The 26,994-nt window shown below is 70.7% G+C and carries 24 protein-coding genes; 20 read left to right on the forward strand and 4 right to left on the reverse strand.

What is annotated here, in order from left to right; genetic code table 11:
* The first annotated feature begins 21 nt into the window (after positions 1-21).
* The 11 genes from AC069I_RS35085 to AC069I_RS35135 all read left to right on the forward strand — a co-directional run bounded on the left by AC069I_RS35085 (position 22) and on the right by AC069I_RS35135 (position 13,330).
* Positions 22-1,314 carry a dihydroorotase gene (locus AC069I_RS35085; RefSeq protein WP_478267310.1) on the forward strand — a complete coding sequence of 431 codons (1,293 nt, stop codon included), beginning with the start codon at positions 22-24 and terminating at the stop codon, positions 1,312-1,314.
* Complete coding sequence (locus tag AC069I_RS35090) at positions 1,311-1,820, forward strand: PH-like domain-containing protein (RefSeq protein ID WP_478227497.1); 510 nt, start codon at positions 1,311-1,313, stop codon at positions 1,818-1,820. The genes AC069I_RS35085 and AC069I_RS35090 overlap by 4 nt, the downstream gene beginning before the upstream one ends.
* A complete protein-coding gene (gene carA, locus AC069I_RS35095) occupies positions 1,820-2,953 on the forward strand; it encodes a glutamine-hydrolyzing carbamoyl-phosphate synthase small subunit (protein ID WP_478267311.1) in 1,134 nt (377 codons plus the stop codon). Before AC069I_RS35090 ends, carA begins: the two co-directional genes overlap by 1 nt.
* Positions 2,953-6,267: a carbamoyl-phosphate synthase large subunit gene (gene carB / locus AC069I_RS35100; protein WP_478267312.1), complete on the forward strand. Its 3,315-nt coding sequence runs from the start codon at positions 2,953-2,955 to the stop codon at positions 6,265-6,267. Before carA ends, carB begins: the two co-directional genes overlap by 1 nt.
* Positions 6,264-7,103 (forward strand): orotidine-5'-phosphate decarboxylase, encoded by an 840-nt coding sequence (gene pyrF, locus AC069I_RS35105; RefSeq protein WP_478233833.1) that lies wholly within the window; start codon positions 6,264-6,266, stop codon positions 7,101-7,103. The genes carB and pyrF overlap by 4 nt, the downstream gene beginning before the upstream one ends.
* Positions 7,104-7,210: 107 nt before the next feature.
* On the forward strand, positions 7,211-7,528 hold the full coding sequence (mihF, locus tag AC069I_RS35110) for an integration host factor, actinobacterial type (protein WP_003096398.1): 318 nt from the start codon (positions 7,211-7,213) through the stop codon (positions 7,526-7,528).
* Positions 7,525-8,154 (forward strand): guanylate kinase, encoded by a 630-nt coding sequence (gene gmk, locus AC069I_RS35115; protein WP_478227501.1) that lies wholly within the window; start codon positions 7,525-7,527, stop codon positions 8,152-8,154. Before mihF ends, gmk begins: the two co-directional genes overlap by 4 nt.
* A 23-nt stretch (positions 8,155-8,177) precedes the next feature.
* The gene (gene rpoZ / locus AC069I_RS35120) at positions 8,178-8,447 is read left to right on the forward strand and encodes a DNA-directed RNA polymerase subunit omega (RefSeq protein WP_005152353.1); all 270 of its coding nucleotides are present in this window, start codon (positions 8,178-8,180) and stop codon (positions 8,445-8,447) included.
* A gap of 59 nt (positions 8,448-8,506) precedes the next feature.
* Positions 8,507-9,727: a bifunctional phosphopantothenoylcysteine decarboxylase/phosphopantothenate--cysteine ligase CoaBC gene (gene coaBC / locus AC069I_RS35125; protein ID WP_478267313.1), complete on the forward strand. Its 1,221-nt coding sequence runs from the start codon at positions 8,507-8,509 to the stop codon at positions 9,725-9,727.
* Positions 9,728-9,823: 96 nt separating this feature from the next.
* On the forward strand, positions 9,824-11,026 hold the full coding sequence (gene metK / locus AC069I_RS35130) for a methionine adenosyltransferase (protein WP_478267320.1): 1,203 nt from the start codon (positions 9,824-9,826) through the stop codon (positions 11,024-11,026).
* Between the two features lie 213 nt (positions 11,027-11,239).
* Positions 11,240-13,330 carry a primosomal protein N' gene (locus AC069I_RS35135; RefSeq protein ID WP_478267314.1) on the forward strand — a complete coding sequence of 697 codons (2,091 nt, stop codon included), beginning with the start codon at positions 11,240-11,242 and terminating at the stop codon, positions 13,328-13,330.
* Positions 13,331-13,403: 73 nt separating this feature from the next.
* Here AC069I_RS35135 and AC069I_RS35140 read toward each other — a convergent pair whose 3' ends face one another.
* Positions 13,404-14,783, reverse strand: coding sequence for a hypothetical protein (locus AC069I_RS35140; RefSeq protein WP_478267315.1), 1,380 nt, complete (start codon positions 14,781-14,783; stop codon positions 13,404-13,406).
* A gap of 97 nt (positions 14,784-14,880) precedes the next feature.
* On the opposite strand from AC069I_RS35140, the gene ggt reads away from it, so the two are divergent.
* The 4 genes from ggt (at position 14,881) to AC069I_RS35160 (ending at position 19,760) form a co-directional block, all read left to right on the forward strand.
* Complete coding sequence (gene ggt, locus AC069I_RS35145) at positions 14,881-16,692, forward strand: gamma-glutamyltransferase (RefSeq protein WP_478267316.1); 1,812 nt, start codon at positions 14,881-14,883, stop codon at positions 16,690-16,692.
* A 205-nt stretch (positions 16,693-16,897) separates the two neighbouring features.
* Complete coding sequence (gene fmt, locus AC069I_RS35150; protein WP_478227506.1) at positions 16,898-17,824, forward strand: methionyl-tRNA formyltransferase; 927 nt, start codon at positions 16,898-16,900, stop codon at positions 17,822-17,824.
* Positions 17,821-19,257: an RsmB/NOP family class I SAM-dependent RNA methyltransferase gene (locus tag AC069I_RS35155; RefSeq protein ID WP_478227507.1), complete on the forward strand. Its 1,437-nt coding sequence runs from the start codon at positions 17,821-17,823 to the stop codon at positions 19,255-19,257. The genes fmt and AC069I_RS35155 overlap by 4 nt, the downstream gene beginning before the upstream one ends.
* Entirely contained in the window at positions 19,254-19,760 is a 507-nt protein-coding gene (locus AC069I_RS35160; RefSeq protein ID WP_478267317.1) for a flavoprotein, read from the forward strand. The genes AC069I_RS35155 and AC069I_RS35160 overlap by 4 nt, the downstream gene beginning before the upstream one ends.
* Here the strand turns inward: AC069I_RS35160 and AC069I_RS35165 are convergent.
* From AC069I_RS35165 to AC069I_RS35175, 3 genes are all read right to left on the reverse strand, one after another.
* The gene (locus AC069I_RS35165) at positions 19,757-20,881 is read right to left on the reverse strand and encodes a serine hydrolase domain-containing protein (protein WP_478227509.1); all 1,125 of its coding nucleotides are present in this window, start codon (positions 20,879-20,881) and stop codon (positions 19,757-19,759) included. The genes AC069I_RS35160 and AC069I_RS35165 overlap by 4 nt on opposite strands.
* Positions 20,882-21,079: 198 nt before the next feature.
* The gene (locus AC069I_RS35170; protein WP_478227510.1) at positions 21,080-21,739 is read right to left on the reverse strand and encodes a response regulator transcription factor; all 660 of its coding nucleotides are present in this window, start codon (positions 21,737-21,739) and stop codon (positions 21,080-21,082) included.
* Positions 21,736-22,971, reverse strand: a complete 1,236-nt coding sequence (locus tag AC069I_RS35175) for a sensor histidine kinase (protein WP_478227511.1) — start codon at positions 22,969-22,971, stop codon at positions 21,736-21,738. Before AC069I_RS35175 ends, AC069I_RS35170 begins: the two co-directional genes overlap by 4 nt.
* 145 nt (positions 22,972-23,116) lie before the next feature.
* Here AC069I_RS35175 and rpe point away from each other — a divergent pair, with 145 nt between their 5' ends.
* From rpe to AC069I_RS35200, 5 genes are all read left to right on the forward strand, one after another.
* Positions 23,117-23,785 carry a ribulose-phosphate 3-epimerase gene (rpe, locus tag AC069I_RS35180; RefSeq protein ID WP_478227610.1) on the forward strand — a complete coding sequence of 223 codons (669 nt, stop codon included), beginning with the start codon at positions 23,117-23,119 and terminating at the stop codon, positions 23,783-23,785.
* Positions 23,786-23,898: 113 nt separating this feature from the next.
* Positions 23,899-24,522: a riboflavin synthase gene (locus tag AC069I_RS35185; RefSeq protein WP_016333119.1), complete on the forward strand. Its 624-nt coding sequence runs from the start codon at positions 23,899-23,901 to the stop codon at positions 24,520-24,522.
* 53 nt (positions 24,523-24,575) lie between these two features.
* Entirely contained in the window at positions 24,576-25,850 is a 1,275-nt protein-coding gene (locus tag AC069I_RS35190) for a bifunctional 3,4-dihydroxy-2-butanone-4-phosphate synthase/GTP cyclohydrolase II (RefSeq protein ID WP_185927029.1), read from the forward strand.
* Complete coding sequence (gene ribH / locus AC069I_RS35195) at positions 25,847-26,353, forward strand: 6,7-dimethyl-8-ribityllumazine synthase (RefSeq protein ID WP_340683130.1); 507 nt, start codon at positions 25,847-25,849, stop codon at positions 26,351-26,353. Before AC069I_RS35190 ends, ribH begins: the two co-directional genes overlap by 4 nt.
* A 17-nt stretch (positions 26,354-26,370) precedes the next feature.
* Complete coding sequence (locus AC069I_RS35200) at positions 26,371-26,814, forward strand: PH domain-containing protein (protein WP_125674999.1); 444 nt, start codon at positions 26,371-26,373, stop codon at positions 26,812-26,814.
* Positions 26,815-26,994: the final 180 nt, after the last annotated feature.

A 26,994-nucleotide genomic window follows, 5' to 3' on the forward strand; every position in this document is an offset into this window, starting at 1 on the left:
GACCGGCAAAGGAGTAGCCGCGTGACCACCGTCCTGATCAAGGGCGCCCGCCCCTACGGCGAGGGCGATCCGGTCGACGTACTCGTCGAGGACGGGGTCATCACCGACATCGGATCCCTCGACACCCCGGACGACGCCGAAGTCATCGAGGCGGGCGGCCAGGTGCTGCTCCCCGGTTTCGTCGACCTGCACACCCACCTGCGCGAACCCGGCCGCGAGGACACCGAGACCATCGCCACCGGTTCGGCCGCGGCGGCGCTCGGCGGCTACACCGCGGTGTTCGCCATGGCCAACACCGACCCGGTGGCCGACAACGCGGTGATCGTCGACCACGTGTGGCGCCGCGGCCAGGAGGCCGGGCTGGTCGACGTGCACCCGGTCGGCGCGGTCACCGTGGGGCTCAACGGCGAGAAGCTCGCCGAACTGGGCACCATGGCGAAGTCCGAAGCCCAGGTGAAGGTCTTCTCCGACGACGGTCTCTGCGTCGCGGATCCGCTGCTCATGCGCCGCGCGCTGGAGTACTCGACGGCGCTCGGCGTGGTCATCGCCCAGCACGCCGAGGAGCCGCGGCTGACCGTCGGCGCGCAGGCGCACGAAGGCGAGCAGGCCGCGCGCCTGGGTTACACCGGCTGGCCCGCCTCGGCGGAGGAGTCGATCGTCGCCCGCGACTGCCTGCTCGCCGAGCACGCGAACGCGCGGCTGCACGTCTGCCATGTTTCGACCGCGGGCACCGCGGACATCCTCAATTGGGCCAAGGACCGCGGCACCAAGGTCTCGGCCGAGGTCACCCCGCACCATCTGCTGCTGACCGACGAGCGGCTCGCGACCTACGACCCGGTCAACAAGGTCAACCCGCCGCTGCGCACCGAGTCCGACGCCGAGAAGCTGCGCGCCGCACTGGCCGAGGGCGTCATCGACTGCGTCGCCACGGACCACGCGCCGCACGCGGTCCAGGACAAGGACTGCGAGTGGAGCTCTGCCCGGCCGGGCATGCTCGGTCTGCAGACCGCGCTGTCGATCGTGGTCGAGACCATGGTCCGCACCGGCCTGCTGGACTGGCGGGGCGTCGCGCGGGTGATGAGCGAGCGGCCCGCCGAGATCGGCAACCTGTCCGACCACGGCCGCCCGATCGAGGTCGGCGAACCCGCCAACCTGACGCTGGTGGACCCGGACACCGAATGGACCGTGCGAGGGGCCGAGTTCGCGAGCATCGCGGCCAACACCCCGTACGAAGGTATGCGGCTCCCCGGCGTGGTGACGGCGACGTTGCTGCGCGGGCGGATCACCGCGCGGGAAGGGAAGATCGCGCAATGAGTGACCGGATCCTGCTGACCCTGGCGGTCTTCGCCTTCTTCCTCTTCTGCGTGTTCCTGATGTGGCGCGGCTGGCGGCGCAAGTCCCGGGCGCAGAGCGTGCAGGTGCCGCCGTTCCCGCAGATCCCCGCGGAGCCGGGCGAAGCACTGCTCGAATCGACCGGCCTCTACGTCAGCACGACGACCGCCGGGCACTGGCAGGACCGCGTCGTCACCCGCGGCGCCGGCCTGCGCACCGGCGCGGTGTGGCGCCTGCACGACGACGGCATCGCCATCGAACGCGGCGGCGCCCCGGACTTCTGGATCCCGCGCGCGTCCGTCACCGGCGTCCGCAAGGACAAGGGGATGGCCGGGAAGGTGATGGGCATCGACGCGCTGCTCGTCATCACCTGGCTGGCCGGGGACGTCGAACTGGACACCGGATTCCGCGGCGACGACGTCGACGACTATCCACAGTGGATCGAAGCTTTGCAAGACACTCGCAACGACATCAAGGGAGGTGCCTGATGAGCACCGTGAACAGCACCAGGACCCCCGCCGCACTGGTCCTCGAAGACGGCCGCGTGTTCCGCGGCTCGGCCTACGGCGCCCGCGGCCGGAGCCTGGGCGAGGCGGTGTTCTGCACCGGCATGACCGGCTACCAGGAGACGCTGACCGACCCCTCCTACCACCGGCAGATCGTGGTCCAGACCGCGCCGCAGATCGGCAACACCGGCTGGAACGACGAAGACGACGAGTCCTCGCGCATCTGGGTCTCGGGCTACGTCGTCCGCGACCCGGCGCGTACCCCCTCCAACTGGCGTTCCAAGCGCACGCTGGACGAGGAACTGGAGCGCCAGGGCGTCGTCGGGATCTCCGAAGTGGACACCCGCACGCTGACCCGGCACCTGCGCGAGCAGGGCGCCATGCGGTCCGGTGTCTTCTCGGGTGACGCGCTCGGCACCGACGAGGAGATGCTCGCGCAGGTACAGGCGAGCCCGCAGATGAAGGGCGCCGACCTCGCCGGCGAAGTCACCACGAAGCAGGCGTACGTCGTCGAGGCGCAGGGTGAGCGGAAGTTCCGCGTGGCCGCGCTGGACCTGGGCATCAAGTCCAACACCCCGCGCCTGATGGCCGCCCGCGGCATCGAGGTGCACGTGCTGCCCTCGTCATCCACTGTGGACGAACTGCTCGCCGTGGAGCCGGACGGGGTGTTCCTGTCCAACGGTCCCGGCGACCCGGCGACCACCGCGCATGCCACGGAGCTGACGAAATCGGTGCTGCAGCGGGAGATCCCGCTGTTCGGCATCTGCTTCGGCAACCAGATCCTCGGCCGCGCGCTGGGACTGGGCACCTACAAGATGCGCTACGGCCACCGCGGGATCAACATCCCGGTGATCGACGTGGCCACCAAACGGGTCGCGATCACCGCGCAGAACCACGGTTTCGCCCTCGAAGGCGAGCCGGGCCAGCGGTTCGAGACGCCGTTCGGCGCCGCGCAGATCTCGCACTACTGCCCGAACGACGACACCGTCGAAGGTGTCCGCGCGTTCGACGTCCCCGCGTTCTCGGTGCAGTACCACCCCGAGGCCGCCGCCGGCCCGCACGACGCGGCCCCCCTGTTCGATGAGTTCGTGAGCTTGATGGAGAAGGCCAAGTAATGCCGAAGAGGACAGACATCCAGCACGTGCTGGTGATCGGCTCCGGGCCGATCGTGATCGGCCAGGCGGCGGAGTTCGACTACTCCGGCACCCAGGCCTGCCGCGTACTCCGCGAAGAGGGACTGCGCGTCTCGCTGGTGAACTCGAACCCGGCGACCATCATGACCGACCCCGAGTTCGCCGACTCCACCTACATCGAGCCGGTCACCCCGGAATTCGTCGAGAAGGTCATCGCCGAGGAACGCCCCGACGCGATCCTGGCGACGCTCGGCGGGCAGACGGCGCTGAACTGCGCCGTCGCCCTGCACGAGCGCGGTGTCCTGGAGAAGTACGGCGTCGAACTGATCGGCGCGGACGTCGAGGCCATCCAGCGCGGCGAGGACCGGCAGAAGTTCAAGGACATCGTCCGCACGATCGGCGCCGAGGTGCCGCGGTCGCGGGTCTGCCACGACATGGACGAGGTCCGCGCGACCGTCGCCGAGGTCGGCCTCCCGGTGGTCATCCGGCCGTCGTTCACCATGGGCGGGCTCGGCTCGGGCATGGCGCACACCGACGAGGAACTGGAGCGCCTCGCCTCCACCGGCCTCACCGAGTCGCCGGTCACCGAGGTGCTCATCGAGGAGAGCGTCCTCGGCTGGAAGGAGTTCGAACTCGAGCTCATGCGCGACCGGCACGACAACGTGGTGGTCGTCTGCTCGATCGAGAACATCGACGCGATGGGCGTGCACACCGGCGACTCGGTCACCGTCGCGCCCGCGATGACCCTGACCGACCGCGAGTACCAGCACATGCGCGACGTCGGCATCGCCGTGCTGCGCGAGGTCGGCGTCGACACCGGTGGCTGCAACATCCAGTTCGCGATCAACCCCGAGGACGGCCGCATGGTCGTCATCGAGATGAACCCCCGCGTGTCGCGGTCGAGCGCGCTGGCGTCGAAGGCGACCGGTTTCCCGATCGCCAAGATCGCCGCGAAGCTCGCCATCGGCTACACCCTCGACGAGATCCGCAACGACATCACCGGCGAGACCCCGGCGGCCTTCGAGCCGACGCTGGACTACGTCGTGGTGAAGGTGCCGCGGTTCGCCTTCGAGAAGTTCCCCGGCGCGGACCCGACGCTGACCACGACGATGAAGAGCGTCGGCGAGGCGATGTCGTTCGGCCGCAGCTTCCCCGAGGCGCTCGGCAAGGCCCTGCGGTCCATCGACACCAAGGCCACCGGCTTCTGGACCCGCCCCGACCCCGAAGGCGCGACGCTGGACTCCGTACTGGAGTCCCTGCGCACGCCGCACGACGGGCGCCTCTACGAGGTCGAGCGGGCGCTGCGGTTCGGCGCCACCGTCCAGCAGGTGCACGAGGCGTCCGGGATCGACCCCTGGTTCATCGACCAGATCGCCCTCATCGGCGAGGTCGGCGCCGAGGTCCGCGACGCCCAGGTGCTCGACGAGCCGCTGCTGCGGCGCGCCAAGCGGATCGGCCTCTCCGACCGCCAGATCGCCTCGCTGCGGCCGGAACTGGCGGGGGAGGACGGCGTCCGCGCGCTGCGCCGCCGTCTCGGGGTGCGGCCGGTGTACAAGACCGTCGACACCTGCGCGGCCGAGTTCGCGGCCAAGACGCCGTACCACTACTCGGCTTACGAGACCGACCCCGCGGCGCAGTCGGAGATCACCGCGCAGACCGACAAGCCGAAGGTGCTGATCCTCGGCTCCGGGCCGAACCGCATCGGGCAGGGCATCGAGTTCGACTACTCGTGCGTGCACGCCGCGATCGCCCTGCGCGAGGCCGGTTTCGAGGCCGTCATGGTCAACTGCAACCCCGAGACCGTCTCCACCGACTACGACACCTCGGACAGGCTCTACTTCGAGCCGCTGTCGTTCGAGGACGTCCTCGAAGTGGTCAACGCCGAGCAGGAGTCGGGCACCGTCGCCGGGGTCATCGTGCAGCTGGGCGGCCAGACCCCGCTCTCGCTCGCGAAGCGCCTCGCCGACGCCGGTGTCCCGGTGATCGGCACCTCCCCGGACGCGATCCACCTCGCCGAGGACCGCGGCGCGTTCGGCGAGGTCCTCACCGACGCCGGGCTGCCCGCGCCGAAGTACGGCACGGCGACCTCGTTCGAGGGCGCGAAGCGGATCGCCGACCAGATCGGCTACCCGGTCCTCGTGCGGCCGTCCTACGTGCTCGGCGGGCGCGGCATGGAGATCGTCTACGACGAGGAATCCCTCGCCGGCTACATCCACCGCGCCACCGAGGTCACCCCCGAGCACCCGGTGCTGGTGGACCGGTTCCTCGACGACGCCATCGAGATCGACGTCGACGCGCTGTTCGACGGCGACGAGCTCTTCCTCGGCGGCGTCATGGAGCACATCGAGGAGGCCGGGATCCACTCCGGCGACTCCTCGTGCGCGCTGCCGCCGATCACGCTGGGCCGGACCGACATCGAGACGGTGCGCCGCTCGACCGAGGCCATCGCGCGCGGCGTCGGCGTCCGCGGGCTCCTGAACGTCCAGTACGCGCTCAAGGACGACGTCCTGTACGTCCTGGAGGCCAACCCGCGCGCGTCGCGGACGGTGCCGTTCGTGTCGAAGGCGACCGCGGTGCCGCTGGCGAAGGCCGCGGCGCTGATCATGACCGGCTCGTCGATCAAGGATCTGCGCGAGTCCGGCGTCCTCCCGGCCGAGGGTGACGGCGGCCACATGCCCGCCGATTCGCCGGTCGCGGTCAAGGAGGCGGTCCTGCCGTTCCACCGGTTCCGCACGCCCGAGGGCCACGGCGTCGACTCGCTGCTCGGCCCGGAGATGAAGTCCACCGGCGAGGTCATGGGCGTGGACGTCTCCTTCGGCAAGGCGTTCGCCAAGTCGCAGGCCGGTGCCTACGGTTCGCTGCCGACGTCGGGCAAGGTATTCGTCTCCGTCGCCAACCGCGACAAGCGTTCGCTGGTGTTCCCGGTGAAGCGGCTGGCGGACCTCGGCTTCGAGATCCTCGCCACGTCCGGCACCGCGGAAGTGTTGCGGCGCAACGGGATCGCCTGCACCGTCGTGCGCAAGCACTACGAAGGTTCGGCTGAAGGCGAACAAAACGTCGTGGACGTCATCCTCAGCGGCGAAGTGCAGATGGTGATCAACACCCCGTACGGCAACAGCGGTCCCCGCATCGACGGCTACGAGATCCGCACCGCCGCGGTGTCGCGGGACATCCCCTGCATCACCACGGTGCAGGGCGCGGCGGCGGCCGTGCACGGGATAGAGGCCGTCATCAAGGGCGACATCGGTGTGCGGTCGCTGCAGAGCCTGCAGGCGGCGCTGAAGGCCAAGGCATGAGCGAACGGTTCGGGGCGAGGCTGGCGCTGGCGGTCGCGGAGAAGGGGCCGCTCTGCGCCGGGATCGACCCCCATCCCGGGCTGCTCCAGGCGTGGGGGCTCCCGGCGGACGCGGGCGGACTGGAGAAATTCGCGCTCACGGCCGCTGAGACGCTCGCGCCCGAGGTCGCGGTGATCAAACCCCAGTCGGCCTTTTTCGAGGCCTACGGGCCGCCTGGGGTCGCCGTTCTGGCCAAGACGATCAAGGTGTGCCGGGAGGCGGGCGCGCTCGTCCTGCTGGACGTCAAACGCGGCGACATCGGCTCGACGATGGCGGCGTACACGGCGGCGTTCCTGCCCGGCGGCGCGGAACTCGAGGCGGACGCCATCACGGTGTCGCCGTACCTCGGATTCGGCTCGCTCGCCCCCGCGATCGATGTCGCGCAGGCACAGGGCAAGGGGCTCTTCGTCCTCGCGCGCACCTCGAACCCGGAGGCGCAGGGATTGCAGAACGCCTTGCTGTCCAACGGAAAAACCGTCGCGCAGGACATCGTCGACACCGCGGCCGCGTACAACGCGGGTGTCGGGCCCTTGGGTGACATCGGTGTCGTCGTCGGCGCCACCATCGCGCCGGGAGAGCTCGATCTGGGCAAGCTGAACGGTCCCGTCCTGGCGCCCGGTTTCGGGGCACAGGGGGCCACTCCGGCCGATTTGCGGGCCCTTTTCGGGCCGGGACTGCCGGGTGTGCTGCCCGCGTCGTCCCGCGACGTCCTCAGGCACGGGCCGGACCCCGAAGCTCTGCGTGCGGCCGTTCGGCGGACCCGGGATTCCCTCGGTCCCCTGGAAAATGGCCAATAGCAGGCTCGGGAATCCGTCATGACCAGCCACCCCCGCATTGTGGGCCGAGGTAACGGGTGGGTACCGTCGCCACACCCACCCAGATTTGAGAACTACCGGAGGAAAACGTGGCACTTCCCCAGCTGACAGAGGAACAGCGCGCTGCGGCGCTGGAGAAGGCCGCCGCCGCCCGCCGCATCCGTGCTGAGCTGAAGGAGCGGCTGAAGCGGGGCGGTACCACTCTGGTCGACGTGTTGAAGCAGGCCGAGGAGAACGAAGTCCTCGGCAAGATGAAGGTCTCGGCTCTGCTCGAGGCTCTTCCGGGCGTCGGCAAGGTCCGTGCCCAGCAGACCATGGAACGACTGGAGATCGCACCCAGCCGTCGTCTTCGCGGCCTCGGCGACCGGCAGCGCAAGGCGCTGCTGGCCGAATTCAGCGGCGAGTGAGCGGCACCGGTCAGGACCACCCGGTGAACCCGGGCGCTGACCGCGGCGGTGAGCCGGTGGCGGGAGTTGCATCCCGGCACCGGCTCACGGTCGTATCGGGGCCTTCGGGAGTCGGGAAGTCGAGCGTGGCCAAGGAGCTGCGCAAGCTGGATCCGGAGATCTATTTCAGCGTCTCGGTGACCACCAGGAAGCCGAGGCCGGGTGAGGTGGACGGCGAGCACTACCACTTCATCGACCGGGCCGAGTTCGACCGCATGGTCGCCGACGGCGAACTGCTGGAACACGCCGAGTTCGCGGGCAACTGCTACGGCACCCCGCGCGGGCCCGTCGAGCGGGTGCTCGCCGAGGGCCGCAACGCGATCCTGGAGATCGAACTCCAGGGCGCGCGGCAGGTCCGCAAGGCGATGCCGGAGGCCCGGCTGGTGATGCTGATGCCGCCGTCGTGGGAAGAACTGGTCGGCAGGCTGACCGGCCGCGGCACCGAGAACGAAGCCGCGGTGAAGACCAGGCTGGCCGAGGCCGAACGCGAACTCGCCGCCGCCGGGGAGTTCGACGAGCGCGTTGTCAACGCCGACGTGCGAGAGGCCGCTGAGCAGTTGCTAAACTTGATAACCGGCGACAAATAACCCGTAGATTCGGAGCACCACGAGTGACGACTCAGGCCACGCTGCACGAAGAGCTCGAAGGCATCACCAACCCGCCCATCGACGACCTCCTCGAGAAGGTCAGCTCGAAGTACGCGCTGGTGATCTACTCGGCCAAGCGCGCTCGCCAGATCAACGACTACTACGCCCAGCTGGGCGAGGGCCTGCTGGAGTACGTCGGCCCGCTCGTCGAGCCGGGCCCGCGCGAGAAGCCGCTCTCCATCGCCCTGCGTGAGATCCACGGCGGCCTGCTCGAGCACACCGAGGGTGAGTAGGGACTCGATGGCCACGGCGGCTGTCAAGGTGACCCGGCGCGACTCTGCCGAGAACACCGTTGAGTAAACCCAAGGTCGTCCTGGGCGTAGGTGGCGGGATCGCCGCCTACAAGGCCTGTGAGGTCCTGCGCGGACTGACCGAATCCGGTCACGACGTCCGCGTGGTCCCCACCGAAGCCGCGCTGAACTTCGTCGGCGCGGCCACCTTCGAGGCACTGTCCGGGAACCCGGTGAACACCGGCGTGTTCACCGAAGTGCCCGAGGTCCAGCACGTCCGCGTCGGCAAGGAAGCCGATCTGGTGATCGTCGTGCCCGCCACGGCGAACCTGCTCGCCAAGGCCGCGCATGGCATCGCGGACGACCTGCTGACCAACACCCTGCTCACCGCCCGGTGCCCGGTCGCCTTCTTCCCGGCGATGCACACCGAGATGTGGGAGCACCCGGCCACCCGCGACAACGTGGCGCTGCTGCGCTCGCGCGGCCTGGTCGTCGCCGAACCCGCCGCCGGCAGGCTGACCGGCAAGGACACCGGCAAGGGACGGCTCGCCGACCCCGCCGAGATCGTCGACCTCGCCCGGCTCCTGCTGGCCGTGCCGAAGGCGCTCCCGCGTGACCTCGAAGGCGTGCGCGTGGCCATTTCGGCGGGCGGCACCCGCGAGCCACTGGATCCGGTCCGGTATCTGGGCAACCGCTCGTCGGGCAAGCAGGGCTACGCGCTCGCCCGGGTCGCCGCCCAGCGCGGCGCCGAGGTCACCCTGGTCGCCGCGCACACCATCGCGCTGCCGGAGCCCGCGGGCGCGAAGGTCGTCCACGTGTCGACCGCCGAGGAACTGCGCCAGGCGATGCACGCCGAGGCCGCCACCGCCGACGTCGTGGTGATGGCCGCGGCCGTCGCCGATTTCCGGCCATCGAACCGGGCGGACCACAAGATCAAGAAGTCCGACGACGCGCCGGATCCCGTGGTCGAGCTCGCGCGCAACGCGGACATCCTGGCCGAACTGGTGCGGAACCGGACAAACGGCCAGGTGGTCGTCGGTTTCGCCGCGGAAACCGGGGACGACAAGGGTGGCGTCCTTGATCACGCCAGGGTCAAACTGAAGCGCAAGGGTGCGGACCTGCTGGTGGTGAACGCCGTCGGTGAGGGGAAGGCCTTCGGGACCGAGGACAACTCGGGCTGGCTGCTCGGGGCCGACGGCACCGAAATCCCGATCCCCCTCGGCGCCAAGGCCGAACTCGCGTCCACATTGTGGGATGCTGTTGTGACCTTGATGAAGCGTTGAGAGTCCCCCAAGCGATAGTCAGTAGGCTTGATTGCAAGCTGAGGGGTGCCTAACTTACTGGGCATCAGACGTCTAGGTGAGGGAGTGACGGCCACCGTGAGCGCGTCCACGAGCAGACTGTTCACGTCGGAATCGGTGACCGAAGGTCATCCCGACAAAATTTGCGATGCCATCAGCGACTCGATCCTGGACGGTCTGCTGGCTAAAGACCCGCGCAGCCGGGTCGCGGTCGAAACCCTCATCACCACCGGGCAGGTGCACGTCGCCGGCGAGGTGACCACCGAGGCCTACGCGGACATCCCGACCATCGTCCGCGACGTGATCCTGAAGATCGGCTACGACTCTTCGGCCAAGGGCTTCGACGGCAACTCCTGCGGCGTCAACGTCGCGATCGGCTCCCAGTCGCCGGACATCGCGCAGGGCGTCGACACGGCGTACGAGTCCCGCGTCGAGTCCGACGAGGACGAGATCAACCGTCAGGGCGCGGGCGACCAGGGCCTGATGTTCGGCTACGCCTGCTCGGACACCCCCGAGCTGATGCCGCTGCCGATCGCGCTGGCGCACCGGCTCTCGCAGTGCCTGACCAGGGTCCGCAAGGAAGGCGTGCTGCCGTACCTGCGCCCGGACGGCAAGACCCAGGTCACCATCGAGTACGCCGGCGACCAGCCGGTGCGGCTCGACACGGTGGTCGTGTCCACCCAGCACGCCGACGGCATCGACCTCGAGCAGATGCTCGGCGTCGACGTCCGCGAGCACGTGGTCGCCCCGGAGATCGCCGAGCTCGGTCTCGACACCTCCAACGTGCGGCTGCTGGTCAACCCGACCGGCCGCTTCGTCATCGGCGGTCCGATGGGTGACGCGGGCCTGACCGGCCGCAAGATCATCGTCGACACCTACGGCGGCATGGCCCGTCACGGTGGCGGCGCGTTCTCCGGCAAGGACCCCTCCAAGGTGGACCGCTCGGCCGCGTACGCGATGCGCTGGGTGGCGAAGAACGTCATCGCCGCCGGTCTCGCCTCGCGTGCCGAGGTGCAGGTGGCGTACGCGATCGGCAAGGCGGCCCCGGTGGGCCTCTTCGTCGAGACCTTCGGCACCGAGACGGTCGACCCGTCGAAGATCCAGGCCGCCATCCAGGAGGTCTTCGACCTGCGTCCGGCCGCGATCATCCGCGACCTCGACCTGCTCCGCCCGATTTACGCGCCGACGGCCGCGTACGGCCACTTCGGCCGTCCCGAGCTGGAGCTCCCGTGGGAGAGCACGGCGCGGGCCACGGACCTGAAGTCGGCCGCAGGCGCCTGATCCGTCCGTGAAGGCCTCCTTGCCTACCTTGAGGGTAGGGAAGGAGGCCTTCACTACGTCACCGGCTGATGTGGCGAGCACCCTGACCCGCGCGACACGTGCCCCAGCAGCGTGTGCGATGAACGGTCCGTTGCTTGCAAAATTCGCAAGTAACGGACCGTTCATCGCACGCGGTGACAGGCAGTGGCGACGGAGTCTGGTAGAGATCACCGGGTGAGCAGCAGTCCCGAACCGACCCCGCTGTGGGACCTTCCGGAGCCGAAAGCCGAGCCGTCGCGGAAGGCCAAGCCGGCGCGCGCGAAAACGGCCAGCCGTCGCGGCGCGCAGAACCCCGCGCCCGAGAACCCGGTCGCGCGGATCGTCGTGGACATCCCGCTCACGCACCTCGACCGGACCTTCGACTACCGGATCCCGGAGAAGTTGCACGAAGCCGCCGTGCCCGGCTGCCGGGTACGCGTCCGGTTCGCGGGCCAGCTCGTCGACGGGTACCTCGTCGAGCGCACCGACACCACGGAGTTCACCGGCAAGCTCGCGTACATCGACCGGGTGACCTCCAGCGAGCCGGTGCTGCCTCCGGCGCTGCACACCCTCTGCCGGTCCGTCGCGGACCGGTACGGCGGCACGCTCAGCGACGTTCTGCGGCTCGCGATCCCGTCCCGGCACGCGAAGGTCGAGGCCGAACCGCCCGCCGAACCCGCGCAGACGCCGGAGCCACCCGAAACGACCGCCTGGGAGAAGTACCAGAGCGGTCCGGCGTTCCTGGAAGCCGTCGCGGAACGGCGGCCGGCCAACGCCGTCTGGCAGGCGCTACCGGGCGAGGACTGGCCTCGCCGCCTCGCCGAAGCCGCCGCCGTCGCGGCCGCCGCGGGCCGGGGTGTCGTCATGGTCGTTCCCGACCACCGCGACCTGACGCGGCTCCACGACGCGTGCGTTTCCTTGCTGGGCGCCGATTCCGTGGTCGCGCTGATCGCCGGGCTCGGCCCCGCCGAGCGCTATCGCCGGTGGCTCGCGGTGCTGCGCGGCGCGGTGCGCGTCGTCGTCGGCACGCGCGCGGCGATGTTCGCGCCGGTCGCCGATCCGGGCCTCTTCGTGGTGTGGGACGACGGCGACGACGTCCACCTCGACCAGCACGCGCCGTACCCCCATGTTCGCGACGTGCTGATGGATCGCGCGCACGCCGCGAAGGGCTCCATGCTCGTCGCGGGTTTCGCGCGCACCGCCGAGGCGCAGTTCCTGGTGGAATCAGGCTGGGCGCAGCCTCTCGTGGCGGCCCGCCCCGAGCTGCGGGCGGCCGCGCCGAGGGTCACGCCGGTCGGTGAGGACTTCGACGTCGCCCGGGACGAAGCGGCGAAGGCCGCGCGGCTCCCATCGGTCGCGTTCGAGGCGGCGCGGCAGTCGTTGGCCGGCGGATTCCCTGTGCTGGTCCAGGTTCCGCGTCGCGGTTACGTTCCGGGGCTCGCTTGCGGCAACTGCCGGACGTCGGCGCACTGCCGTCGTTGCGCGGGTCCGCTTTCCTTGCCGGGCGGGCTGATCGACGGCGCGCCGAGGCCGCCGGCCTGCCGGTGGTGCGGCGTCCCCGAGACGAACTTCCATTGCGCGGCTTGCGGTTCGGTACGGCTGCGGGCGGTCGTCGTGGGCTCCAAGCGCACCGCGGAGGAGCTGGGCCGCGCGTTCTCCGGATTCCCCGTGCGTACTTCGGGTGCGACGGAGGTTTTGGCTTCGGTACCCGGGAAACCGGCGCTGGTGGTGTGCACGCCGGGCGCCGAGCCGGTCGCGGAAGGCGGCTACGGCGCGGCGCTGCTGCTGGACGGCTGGGCGCTGCTGGGGCGGCAGGACCTGCGCGCGGGGGAGGAGACCCTGCGCCGCTGGATGGCGGCGGCGGCCCTGGTGCGACCGGGGACCGAAGGCGGTCGCGTGTTCGTCGGCGCGGAAGCGGGCCTTTCGGTGGTGCAGGCGCTGGTGCGCTGGGACCCGGGCTGGCACGCGAGCCTGGAGCTTGCCGAGCGGCGCGAACTCGGGTTCCCGCCCGCGATGCGGATGGCGAGCGTCGAGGGCACGCCGGACGCGGTCGCCGGATTGCTCGACGACCTCGCCCTCCCGGAGACCGGCGAGGTGCTGGGCCCGGTGCCGCTCGGAGACGTCAACGAGGACGGCAACGCCGAACGCGAACGCGCACTGGTGCGCGTCGCGCGTCCGGACGGGAAGGCGCTCGCCGCCGCGATCCACGCGGCCGCCGCCCGCCGGGACGCGCGCAAGGCGTCCGAGCCCATCCGGATCCAGCTGGACCCTCTGGAGCTCATCTAACCTCCGCGTTTCGTCCTCTGGATGCGGTAGTTCGGCCTCGAACTACCGCATCCAGAGGACTAATTGCGCGGGGTCAGAGCGTCGTGCCGGGGGTGGCGAGGACGTCGGCGCGGGCCGAAGAGCCCGGAGCGGGCGTAGCCGGCTTCGCGGCTGAGCCACCGAGAGCGGCGGTGAGCAGGGTGACGATCTGCGAAGAGATCGCCGCCCGCCGCGCCTCGAAGCCGGCGTCGGTCAGCGCCGACGGATCGGCGGGCGTGCCGAGAACGGGCGTGTGCAGATGCCCGCCCGCGATCCCGGCCAAGCCGAGCCCCGTCCGCAACCGGTTACTCCTGAACATCGATTCATTGCTGAGGTAGTTGCCGCCGCCACCGGAAGCGGCGACCTCACCGGGCTTCGGCGCGTCCGTCCGGCACACCGCGGTGCCGGTCCCCGGCTTCGAGCTGTCCGGCCAGACGCAGAACGCCTGGTTGTACAGCACCTGGTACGCCCCGGCGGGCGCGGCGAGCATCTTTTCGTAGGGCAGCGTGGTTTCGATGAACTGGACGTCCGGCTGCGGCCAGCCGCCGGCGGGCGGGACCGGGCCGCGGACGGGCTCGTCGAGGTTGTCCGGCGAGCCACCGCGCCACGCACCGGCCCAGCGTTCGATGTCGAACCGGCCCGGGCGGCCCTGGCTGATCGTCATGATCAGCTCCGGGCGGCGGAAGCGGTCCGTGAACGCCCGACCGTAGGCCGCTTCGACGATGCCGGCGTCGAAGTAGCTCCACACCACCGGGAACGAGACGGCCTGCACCTGCGCGGGACCGGTCGGGGTCTGGATCACCTTGCCGTCGAGGTGCAGCGCGGCCGCGCCCGACGGGTTCGCGATGCGGACTCCCGCGCCGTTGAGGGTGAACGGGTCGAATCCGCTCACCAGCACCCGGCGCAGCTTCGGGCCGGACGGGAAACGGGAGTCGTCGAGTCCGCGCGCGCCGAGGTCGAACGTCTTCAGCAGCTCCGCGCGGGCGGGTGCGGACAGCGGGAAGCTCGGCGTCCACTGCCGCAGCGCTTTGCTCATCCGCAGGCGTGCCCAATAGAGCGGGCGGTCGTCGGCCTTGTCGATGGTGCCGAGATCGGGACGGCGGCCCTGCGCGCGGTCGACCGCGGTCCGCCAGAGCCCGTCACCGGCGGTCCCGGCGAGCTTCCCGGCGCGCAAAGCGGTCTTGGTCGCGCAAAGACGGGCCGTGAAGTCGGAGACGAGCTTGTCGAATCCGGCGAGCCGGACGAGCTCCGGACCGACCGCCGGGCCACCCGAAGGCAGGGTCGCGGTGAGCCGCTTCTCCTCGACGGTGATCGCGGCGGACTCGTCGAAGCAGGCACGGGCGCCTTCGGCTCGGGCGACGCCGGGGACAGCGAGGACGGGGAGTGCGATGAGCAGCGGGAGGAGCGCGCTCCGCCGCCTGCCGGGTGTCTTCATGGGCCGCATTCTTCTCATCGAGGCCTGCCCGCACTACCGACGTTCGCAGGTCCGGCCGGGTCTTGTCCGAGGTGGACAGGCGGGGCAGACTCGCGCCATGGCCGCGCACAGAAGCACTCTGGGACGCATCACCGCAGTCACCGCGATCGCCGCACTGGTCGGCACGGCCGCGCCGGGTACCGCGGCCGCGGCACCACCGACCCCCAAGTCGCCGACCGCCGTCGGCTATCTGGGCGCGGTGTCGAGTATCGACGCGGACGCGACCGCGATCGGCACGAAGATCCTGCGCGAGGGCGGCAACGCCGTCGATGCCGCCGTCGCGACGGCGGCCGCGCTGGGCGTCACCGACCCGTTCTCCGCGGGCTTCGGCGGTGGCGGCTTCTTCGTCTACTACGACGCGCGCACCGGCAAGGTGCACACCCTCGACGGCCGCGAGACCGCGCCGTCGACGGCGAACGAGAACCTCTTCGTCGAGAACGGCAAGGCGATCCCGTTCCCGGAGGCCGTCACCAGCGGGTTGGGCGTCGGCGTGCCCGGCACGCCCGCCACCTGGGACGAAGCCCTGCGCAAGTGGGGGACCAGGTCGCTGGCGAAGGCGGTCAAGCCCGCCGAACTCCTCGCCCGCAAGGGCTTCACCGTCGACCAGACCTTCACCACCCAGATCGCGAACAACGCCGCCCGCTTCTCGGCGTTCCCGTCGACCAGGTCGCTGTACCTGCCCGGCGGCGCGCCGCCCGCGGTCGGCACGACGTTCAAGAACCCGGACCTCGCCGGCACGTACGCGCAGCTCGCCGCCAAGGGCACCGACGTGCTCTACCGCGGCCCGATCGGCGCGGACGTCGTCGACACCGTCCGGAAGCCGCCGGTGGACCCGGCGTCGACGCTGAACGTCCGGCCCGGTGACATGACGGCGGCCGACCTCGCGAAGTACCGCGTCGTCGAGCGGAAGCCGACCAAGACCCGGTACCGCGGCCTCGACGTCTACGGCATGCCCGCGCCGTCGTCCGGCGGGTTGACCGTCGGCGAGGCGCTGAACATCCTCGAGAACACGAAGCTCTCCAAACGGGACAAGGCCGACTACCTGCACTACTTCCTGGAGTCGACGCGGTACGCCTTCGCCGATCGCAACCGGTGGATCGGCGACCCGGCCTTCGTCGACGTCCCGGCGAAGGAACTGATCAGCCAGAAGTTCGCCGACAGCCGCGCGTGCCTGATCGACCCCGCGAAGGCCGGGACGAGCCCGGTCGCACCGGCCGACCCGCGCAAGCACACGCCGTGTGTGGCGGGGACGAACGCCGCGCCGACGCCGTACGAGGGCGAGAACACCACGCATCTCACGGTCGCCGACCGGTGGGGCAACGTCGTCGCGTACACGCTGACCATCGAGCAGGAGGGCGGCAGCGGCATCGTCGTGCCGGGCCGCGGGTTCCTGCTCAACAACGAACTGACCGACTTCTCCTTCACTCCGGTGACGCCGGGTGTGCCCGACCCGAACCTGCCGGGCCCGGCGAAGCGGCCGCGTTCGTCGATGGCGCCGACCATCGTGCTCGACCACGGCAAGGCGTTCCTCGCCGTGGGCTCGCCCGGTGGCGCGTCGATCATCACCACGGTGCTGCAGATCCTCACCGGCCGTATCGACCGCGGGCTGAAGCTCGCCGACGCGATCGCCGAACCGCGCGCTTCGCAGCGGAACTCCGCGGCCGCGCAGGTCGAGCGGGTGTTCCTGGATCAGACCGAGGTGCTCAAGGCGCTGAAGGCCAAGGGGCAGGGCTTCTCGGCGACGCCCGCGGAGATCGGGGCGGCGACCGGTGTCGAACGGCTGCGGGACGGCCGGTGGCTCGCCGCCGCCGAACCCACGCGCCGGGGTGGCGGCTCGGCGGCCGTCGTGCTGCCCTGGCCGCCGCGGTAGGGAGCGGGCTCGCGAAGGCCTCTTTCAGCTCTCTCGAGTGCTAGGAACGGTCCTTTCCTTGCAAATTTTGCAAGGAAAGGACCGTTCATGGCGCTCGACGGAGGGGACGGGGAGAGCGAGCGCGCCCCGGCGGCGGGGCCCTTCTAGACTGAGCGGCGATGTTCGCCCAGTCAGAGGTACCCGTCCCCCCGGCGGAGGTGCGTTGATGCGCCTCGTCTTCGCCGGCACCCCCGAGCCCGCCGTCCCGTCGCTGCGCGCGCTCCTCGCGTCCGAGCGGCACGAGGTCGTCGCCGTCGTCACCCGCCCGGACGCACAGGCCGGCCGCGGCCGCCGGGTCGTCCGGTCCCCGATCGGCGCGCTGGCCGACGAGCACGGGATCGAGGTGCTGACCCCGCCGAAAGCGAGCGACCCCGCGTTCCTCGCCCGGCTCGCGGAGATCGCGCCCGACGCGTGCCCGGTGGTCGCGTACGGGGCGTTGCTGCCCCAGGCCGCGCTGGACATCCCGGCGCACGGCTGGGTCAACCTGCACTTCTCGCTGCTGCCCGCGTGGCGTGGCGCCGCGCCGGTCCAGGCCGCGATCCGCGCCGGGGACGAGATCACCGGCGCCTCGACCTTCCGCATCGTCAAGGAACTCGACGCGGGCCCGGTCTTCGGCGTGGTCACCGAGCAGATCGCCGACACCGACACCGCCGGGGAACTGCTCGCCAGGCTGGCGGAGTCCGGGGCGAAGCTGCTCGTGTCCACGATGGACGGGATCGCCGACGGAACGCTGCGTGCGGTGGAGCAGACCGGCGACGGAGTGACCTACGCGCCCAAGGTGACCGTCGAGGACGCACGCGTGTCGTTCGCCGACCCGGCCACCGCGGTCGACCGGCAGATCCGCGCGGTCACGCCGGAACCGGGCGCTTGGGCGGAGTTCCGGGGCGAGCGGTTGAAGCTCGGCCCGGTGACGGTCGTCGACGAGCCGGGGCCCCCGCCCGGTGAACTGGTCGTGGAGCGCAAGCGGGTCCTGGTCGGCACGGCGTCGAAGCCGGTGCGGCTGGGCGAGGTGCAGGCGCAGGGGAAGAAGCGGATGGCGGCCACCGACTGGGCGCGCGGTACGAGGATCGAACAAGGAGAGCGCCTGCAGTGAACGAGCGTAGGGAACGCCGGCCGTCGAGGCCGGATCGCGGCCGTCCGGGCCAGCGTAAAGAGGGGCCGAGCCGCCCGCCGCAGATCGACCCGGCTCGCCAGGTCGCCTTCGACGTCCTGCGCGCGGTCCGGGAGGACGACGCATACGCGAACTTGGTGCTGCCGCAACTGCTGCGCACCCGCCGGATCTCCGGTCGTGACGCGGCGCTGGCCACCGAACTGACCTACGGCACCTGCCGCGCGGTCGGCATGCTGGACGCCGTCATCGAGGCCTGCCTCGACCGGCCGCTGGCCAAGGTGGACGCCATCGTGCTGGACGGGCTGCGGCTCGGCGCGTACCAGCTGCTGCGCACCCGCATCCCCCAGCACGCCGCCGTCGGGTCCACTGTGGACCTCGTCCGCGCCGAAGTCGGTTCCTGGATCGCGGGTTTCGTGAACGCCGTGCTGCGCTCGGTGTCCGAAAAGGACGAAGAGACCTGGCTGAACGAGCTGGCGCCCGACGAGGCCGCCGACCCGATCGGGGCCTACGCCCTGCGGACGGCGCATCCGCGCTGGGTCGCCCGGTCGTTCGCGGAAGCCTTGGGGGACAAGGGGCCTGAGCTGAAGGCGGCCCTGGAGGCCGACGACGACCGCCCCGACGTCCATCTGGTCGCCCGGCCCGGCGAGATCAGCGCCGAGGAGCTGGCCGCCATCACCGGTGGCGACGTCGCGCCGTACTCGCCCTACGGCGTCCGGCTGCCCGCGGGCTCCGGCGACCCCGGCGACCTCGAACCGATCAAGGAAAAGCTGGCCGCGGTCCAGGACGAGGGCAGCCAGCTGTGCGCCTACGCCGTCACGAGAGTCCCGGTCTCCGGCACCGACGTGCGGTGGCTGGACCTGTGCGCCGGCCCGGGTGGCAAGGCCGCGCTGCTCGGCGCGCTGGCGGTGGCCGCCGGCGCGACCGTCGACGCCGTCGAGAAGGCCCCGCACCGGGCGAAGCTGATCGAGAAGGCCGTCCAGGACCTGCCGGTGACCGTGCACGTCGCCGACGGCCGCGAGACCGGTCTCGAACCGGGCTACGACCGCGTCCTGGTCGACGCGCCGTGCAGTGGACTCGGCTCACTGCGGCGCCGCCCCGAGGCACGCTGGCGCCGTCAGCCCAGCGACATCTCGGACTTGACGAAACTGCAGGGCCAGCTGATCACCGCGGCGCTGGACCTGGTCCGGCCCGGCGGCATCGTCACCTACGTCGTCTGCTCGCCGCATCTGGCCGAGACCGAAGGCGTCGTGGGGGAGACCGCACGCCGCGCCGGCGCCCAGATCGTCGACGCGCGGGAGTTCTTCCCGGGTGTCCCGCAGCTCGGCAACGGCCCGTACGTCCAGTTGTGGCCGCACCGCCATGGCACGGACGCGATGTTCTGCGCCGTCCTGCGGAAGCCGGAATCCGCCGGGTGAGCAGGGTCCTCGGCCTGGTCGCGAGCTCGTGCGGCGGACTGGACACCCGGTTCGCCGCGCAGCTCGCGAAACCGGCCGCGGACCGCGGCTGGGAGCTCGCGATCACGCTGACCCCCACCGCGGCCCGCTGGCTGGAGGAGACAGGCGGGTTCGGTGCCCTCGAAAAGTGCACCGAGCTGCCGGTCCGCAGTACCTCCCGGCTGCCGGGCGAACCCCGGCCGCATCCGGATCCCGAGGTGTTCCTCTTCGCGCCCGCGTCCGCGAACTCCGTCGCGAAATTGGCGCTGGGCATCGCCGACAACCAGGCGCTCACCCTGCTCGGCGACGTCCTCGGCACGCCGGGCATCACGATCGTGCTGGGCTACCAGATCCAGGACACGCGGATCCACCATCCGGCGTGGCAACGCCATCTCGACACGCTCGCCTCCGCCGGGGTCACCACCGCGAGGCTCAGCCCGGAGGCCTCGTGGACCTCCGTGCTGGACCTGCTGCCGTCGGTTTAGCGGGCGCAGAACCCGGTGTCCAGCGCCTTGGCGAGGTCGTCGGCCACCTTGGGCGGCGCGGGATTCAGATTCACCACGACGTTCACCCGCCTGCCGTGCGGGACGGCGCCCGACAGGTTCGCGTAGCCGACGATGTTCCCACCGTGCCCCCAGAACCTGCCGCCGCACGACAGCGGGACGGACGCGATCCCGAGGCCGTACTCCCCGCCCGGGAGCCCGACGGGCGCAGGAACAGTCCGCTGCATCTCCGCCAGCTGTGCACGCGGCAGGAGGCGGCCGTCGACGAGCGCGCCGTAGAACCGGTTCAGGTCCGCGCCGGTCGAGATGAGCCCGCCGGAGGCCCCGGCGGCCGACGGATCGAATTCGGTGTAGTCGGTGTGGCCGGCGGGGCCCGGTGCGTAGCCCCTGGCGTGCGGATACGGCAAGTCTTCGTCGCCGCGCGACGGCAGGGAGGTGTCGCGCAGGCCGAGCGGTTCGGTGATCCTGCTCCGGATTTCGGTGGCGACGGAACGACCGGTGAGCTTCTCGATCAGCATCCCGGCGATGATGTAGTTCGTGTTGGAGTACGACCAGCTCGTGCCGGGCGCGAACAACGGCGGATGCGCGAGACCGATCGCCACCAGCTCCTCGGGTTCGGCACCGCGATGGCGCCACTCCTCGAGGTCGAGGTCACGGAGATAGTCGTAGAGCCCGCTGGTGTGCTGGAGCAGCTGGCGCACGGTGATCTTCGTGCCGTCGTTGCCGTTCCCGCTGACGAGCCCCGGCAGGTACCGGTCGATCGGCGTGTCCAGCCGGACCTTTCCCTCGGCGACCAGTTGCAGCACGACGACGGCGACGAACGTCTTCGTGATACTGGCCGCCCGGAACTTCGAGCCGTGTGGGAACGGTGTCCCGGTCTCGACGTTCCCGACGCCTTCGCGCTCCGACCACGTCCGCCCGGACGGGTTCGTCACCGTCGCCTGCGCGCCGGGAACTCCGTCCAGCACCAGCGTTTTCAGCGCTTTGTCGACGTCGTGATGGGCCCCGGTCACGGCGAGCGCCGGGGTGGCCGTCGTCGCGGCGAGCAGCGCGACCAGGGAACCGGTGGCGATGATCTTCTTGCCTGGCAAGGATTTTCGCATGGATACCAAGCTAGGGGCGCTCGGGCGCGGTAGCCATGGGGCAGGCCCCACGCCGGACCGGGGGTCTGCCCCACCTCGCCGTGAAGGCCTCCTTCCCTACCCTCAAAGTAGGGAAGGAGGCCTTCACGGACTCTCGGGTGCAAGGCGCCGCGGCCACTTTCGCGACACGGCCGGGCGTGGGGCCGCGCGAGGAGAGGCCTAGCGCAGGCTGTGCCCCGGTGCGACGATGCCGGTCTCGTAGGCGAACACCACCGCCTGGCTCCGGTTGGCCGCGCCCAGCTTCCCGAAGATGTTGCCCACATGGGTCTTGACGGTTTCGAGACTGATCACCAACTCGGCTGCTATGTCCACATTGGACATCCCCGTGGCGATGAGCCGCAGCACCTCGGTCTCCCGTTTCGTCAGCGAGGAAGGCCGCGGAGCGAGGCCGGACGGCGTCGGGCGCGCGGTGACCATCCGCCGGATGGCGTCGGGGAACAGCAGTGTCTCCCCGGCGGCGATGGTCCGGATGGCGTGCGCGAACTCCTCCTTGCGGGCCCGCTTCAGCAGGAATCCGCTCGCCCCGGCCAGCAGCGCGTCGTAGACGTAGTCGTCGTTGTCGAACGTCGTGATCACGAGGACCTTCGGCGGTTCGGGGATTTCGGCCAGTACCCGCCGGGTCGCCTCGATCCCGTCCACCCCGGGCATCCGTACGTCCATCAGGACCACGTCGGGATGCGTCCGCCGCACCAGATCGACCACTTCGCCGCCGTCGCCGGCCTCCCCGGCCACGGTCAGATCGGGCTGGTTGTCCAGCAGCGAGCGCAAACCGGCACGCAGCAAGGGTTCGTCGTCGACGATCAGGACACGCAGGGTCATGGGCGCGACCGTAGCGGGATCGTGGTCACCAGCCGCCACAGCGGCTCCCCGTCGACGGCGGGGCCGGCGACGAGCTCGCCGCGCAGCGCTTCGACGCGTTCGGTGAGACCCGGCAGTCCGTTGCCGCCGCGGCCGGAAGCGGCCGTGTGCTCCACGAGCGGGTTCACGATCTCGATCCGCAACGCGTCGGCGAGCACCGCGACCCGCACGGTCACCGGGCCGGGATGAGCGTGCCGCAGCGCGTTCGTCAGTCCTTCTTGGACGATCCGGTACGCCTCCCGCGAAAGGGTCGCGGGAAGTTCCGCGGCGGGCCCGCTCAGCTCGTAGTCGATCACCGCGCCACCAGCGCGAGCCCGTTCGGCCAGCGTGCCGACCTCGATCAGCCGTCGTTCGGGTTCGCGGGAGGACCGGTCGTCCCGCAGCAGGCCCAGTACGTGGTCGAGGTCTTCGAGCGCCGCACGGGACGACTCCTCGATGGTGCCCAGCGCCCGGCGCACCAGCTGCGGTTCGGAATCGACCAGTTCGGCGGCCGCGGCCGCCTGGATGGTCGACGTCGTCAGCGTGTGGCCGATGGAATCGTGCAGTTCGCGGGCCAGCCGGTTGCGCTGTTCGAAGTGGTTCGCCCGGACTTCGGCGGCGGCGACGCGTTCGGCGGCCGAGGGACCCAGCAGCGCGACCGCGCTGTACTGGAACAGTTTGGTGAAACCTGCGAGGACGTAGGCGATGACGACGAGCGTGACCAGCGCGATCGGCAGTGTCCACAGCCCGCCGGTGCCCGATTCGATCGTCACCCGTTCCCCGAAGAACTCGATGGGGCTGCCGCCGCCTCCAGCCCACACGATGGCGAACACGAAGCCGAGCATCAGGAAACAGCCGAGGCCGAACAGCACCCAGCCGAGCGCGGTGTGCACGAGCAGCCAGGCCGCCGAACGCCAGCGCTCGGCCCAGGCGACCTTCGTGTTCGGCAAGGGCTGCGCGATCCGGGTGCCCAGCATCTGGTTGGAGAACCAGATCCCGACCCGCCGCATCGGCCCCGGCAAACCGGCCAGCACGACCAGCACGCCCATGGCGAGCATCCCGTAGACGAACTTCAGCCGCACGTCGCCGGGAATCAGCACGGCGGGGATGAGCGCGATCGGGAACGGCACCGCCGTCATCACCATGCCGAGGAGCCCGAACGGCATGCTGCGGTAGCCGCCGATCCGCACGAGGGGTTTCAGGGGGTTGACCATGACCGGAACGCTATTCGGCGGCGCGTGCGCGCACCTCCCACTGCGGTGCCATTTCGCGTCATACTGCAGACCGGGTCGCCGGTCACAGCCGGTTAGCGGGCGTTAGCGGCGCCCTCCTACACTCGGGCGCGTGGCTCACCGACCTTTGATCGCACCCAGCATCCTCTCCGCGGACTTCGCCCGCCTCGGCGAAGAGATCCGCGCCGTCGCGGGGGAGGGGGAAACCCGCGCGGACTGGGTCCACGTCGACGTCATGGACGCGCATTTCGTGCCGAACCTGACCCTGGGCCTGCCCGTGGTGCGGTCCCTGCTCAAGGCCACCGACGTGCCGATCGACTGCCACCTGATGATCGAGAACCCCGACAAGTGGGCCATCGGGTACGCCGAGGCGGGCGCCTACAACGTCACCGTGCACGTCGAGGCCGCGCACGACCCGATCGCGCTGGCGAAGAACCTGCGCGCCGCCGGGGCGAAGGCCGGTCTGTCGATCAAGCCGAACACGCCGATCGAGGACCACCTCGAGACGCTCAAGCACTACGACACGCTGCTGGTGATGTCGGTCGAGCCCGGTTTCGGCGGTCAGTCGTTCATCGAGGGCGTCCTCGACAAGGTGCGCACCGCGCGGCGCCTCGTCGACACCGGCCACCTCAAGCTCGTCGTCGAGATCGACGGCGGGATCAACGCCGACACCATCGAGCAGGCCGCCGAAGCCGGTGTGGACTGCTTCGTCGCCGGTTCCGCCGTCTACGGTGCCGAAGACCCTGGTAAGGCGGTCGCGGCGCTGCGCGAGCAGGCGGCCCGCGTCCGCGGCTGATCCCGCCTCGGTGATCCGCCGTCGGGTCAGGAGAAGGAATCGGCCCCGATGGGTGTTGGATGTGGGGAGCACCGTTCCCAGCGACGGTGCGAGCCAGGAGGAGGGCAGCAGGAGTGTTCACCGGCATTGTCGAGGAACTCGGCGAGGTCACCGCGGTCGAGCAGGTCCCGAACGCCGCGAGACTGACCGTTCGGGGGCCGCTGGTGACCAGCGACGCCGGGCACGGCGACTCCATCGCGGTGAGTGGCGTGTGCCTCACCGTGGTCGCGGTGGCGGGCGGTGAGTTTACCGTCGATGTCGTGCACGAGACCCTGCAGCGCTCCAGCCTCGCGAAGGTGCAGGTCGGCGACGTCGTCAACCTCGAACGCGCGACGCCGGCGGGCGGCAGGCTCGGCGGGCACATCATGCAGGGCCATGTCGACGGCACCGGCGTCTTCCTCAAACGCGACGAGCAGGGACTCACCACGTTCGCGCTGCCGAAGAAGCTGTCCCGGTACGTGGTCGAGAAGGGGTCGATCGCGGTCGACGGCGTCTCCCTCACGGTCGCTTCGGTGACCGACGAGGAGTTCTCCGTCGCCCTGATCCCGACCACCCTCGAACTCACCACGCTCGGCCGGAACACCCCGGGTGACCTGGTGAACCTCGAGGTCGACGTGGTCGCCAAGTACGTCGAGAAGCTGGCCATGCCGCACCTGCGCGCGCAGGGGGACAATGGCGGTACGGAGGAGCGGGCGTGAGCGAGACGAGTGCGATTCCGGGGTCGGCGGATCTGACCCCCTGTGGAGGCGGGGTGGCCGTGAACGCCGATGCCATCGAGGCGGCCATCGCCGACATCAAGGCCGGCCGTCCGGTCGTCGTGGTGGACGACGAGGACCGCGAGAACGAGGGTGACCTGATCTTCGCGGCGGAGAAGGCCACGCCGGAACTGATGGCCTTCATGGTGCGCTACACCTCGGGGTACGTCTGCGTGGCGCTGACCGAACCCGAGGCGGACAGGCTCGACCTGCCGCCGATGTACCACACGAACCAGGACCAGCGCGGCACCGCGTACAGCGTCACGGTCGACGCCGCGGAGGGCATCACCACCGGTATCTCCGCGGCCGACCGGTCGCACACCGTCCGGCTGCTCGCCGACCCGGCGTCCAAGGCGTCGGACTTCCGGCGGCCCGGCCACGTGGTCCCGCTGCGCGCCAAGCAGGGCGGTGTCCTGCGGCGCCCGGGGCACACCGAAGCCGCCGTCGACCTGGCCCGGCTCGCCGGGCTTTCCCCGTCCGGCGTGCTCTGCGAGATCGTTTCGCAGAAGGACGAGGGCGACATGGCCCGCCGCGACGAACTCGAGGTCTTCGCCGCGGACCACGACCTCAAGATGATCACCATCGCCGACCTGATCGCGTACCGGCGGCGCACCGAGAAGCAGGTCGAGCGGGTCGCCGAGGCGCGTATCCCGCTGGCCGCGGGCACGTTCCGGGCGGTCGGCTACGACAGCCTGCTCGACGGGATCGAGCACATCGCGTTCGTCTACGGCGAGATCGGCGACGGCGAGGACATCCTGGTCCGCGTGCACTCCGAGTGCCTGACCGGTGACGTCTTCGGTTCGCTGCGCTGCGACTGCGGCCCGCAGCTGGAGGCCGCGCTGGAAGCGGTCGCCAAGGAAGGGCGCGGGATCGTGCTCTACATCCGCGGCCACGAGGGCCGCGGCATCGGGCTGCTGCACAAACTGCAGGCCTACCAGCTGCAGGACGCCGGCGCGGACACCGTCGACGCGAACCTGCAGCTCGGCGTCCCCGCCGACGCGCGGGACTACGGCACCGGCGCGCAGATCCTGTGCGACCTCGGCGTCCGCTCGATGCGGCTGCTGACGAACAACCCGGCCAAGCGTGTCGGGCTGGAGGGCTACGGCCTGCGGGTGAGCGGGCGGGTGTCGCTGCCGATCTCGCCGAACCCGGAGAACCTGCGCTACCTCAAGACCAAACGGGACCGGATGGGGCACGACCTGTCCCAGCTGGAGCATTTCGACCAGGTCGGCGCCGAGGTCGACCAGGGCAACGGAGGTGGCACGCGGTGAGCGGCGAGGGCCGTCCGGACGTCGAACTCGACCTGTCCGACTGTAAGAACATCCGGCTCGGGATCGTGGCCACGCGCTGGCACACGAAGATCACGAGCGCGCTGCTGGAACGCGCCCTCGAGGCGGCCAAGGCGGCCGACCTGGAGGAGGAGCCGACGGTCGTGCGCGTCGCGGGCGCCGTCGAACTGCCCGTCGCCGCGCAGGCGCTGGCCCGCACGCACGACGCGGTCGTCGCGCTGGGCGTGGTCATCCGGGGCGGGACGCCGCACTTCGAGTACGTCTGCGACGCGGTCACCGCGGGCCTGACCAGGGTCGCGCTCGACGAGAGCACCCCGGTCGGCAACGGCGTCCTCACCTGCGACACCGAGCAGCAGGCCCTCGACCGGTCGGGGCTGCCCGGCTCCGCCGAGGACAAAGGCTACGAAGCGACGGTCGCCGCGCTGGACGCCGCGCACGCGTTGCGGAACCTGCGCCAGCCGTGGACCGAGCGGGGCTTCGTGTGAGCGTCGAGGCGGATGTGATGACGGAATCCGAGGTCGTGGTGGTGCGGCCCCGCCGTGCCCTGGTGATGTGCTCGGTGCTGGCGGTGATCATGCTGGCGACGTTCGTGGTCGTCGCGGTCCTGCTGCGCGGCTCGGACACCGGCGTGATCTTCCAGCCGTCCGACCAGGCGGCGATGATCGGTATCGGGGTCCTGCTCGCCGCGGGCACGATGCTGTTCGCGACCGCGCGCGTGAAGGCCGACGCCGACGGCATCGAGGTCCGGAACGTGCTGATGACCAAGAAGTTCGCGTGGAGCGAGGTGCTCTCGGTGAGCTTCCCGGACGGGGCCTCGTGGGCGCGGCTGGAACTGCCGGACGACGAGTACTACTCGGTCATGGCGGTGCAGGCGGTGGACCGGGAACGCGCGGTGGCCGCGGTGCGGGCGCTGCGGCGGCTGCACAAGGCCGCCTGGGAAGGCTGACGCGCTCTTCGTGTTCCTAGCGTTCGGGGTGGCCATGTCCCGCGGGCGGCCAAAGACGCCGGAAAGGTGTTGGGTCGGGGTGGTCGTGGGGGGGGGGGGGGGGGGGGAAACAAACCCCCCCCCCCCCCCCCCCCCCACAAAGACGGGAAGAAAAACACCCCGGCTCCCCTCCGCCTGGTG

This window comes from Amycolatopsis sp. NPDC043885, assembly GCF_056435685.1.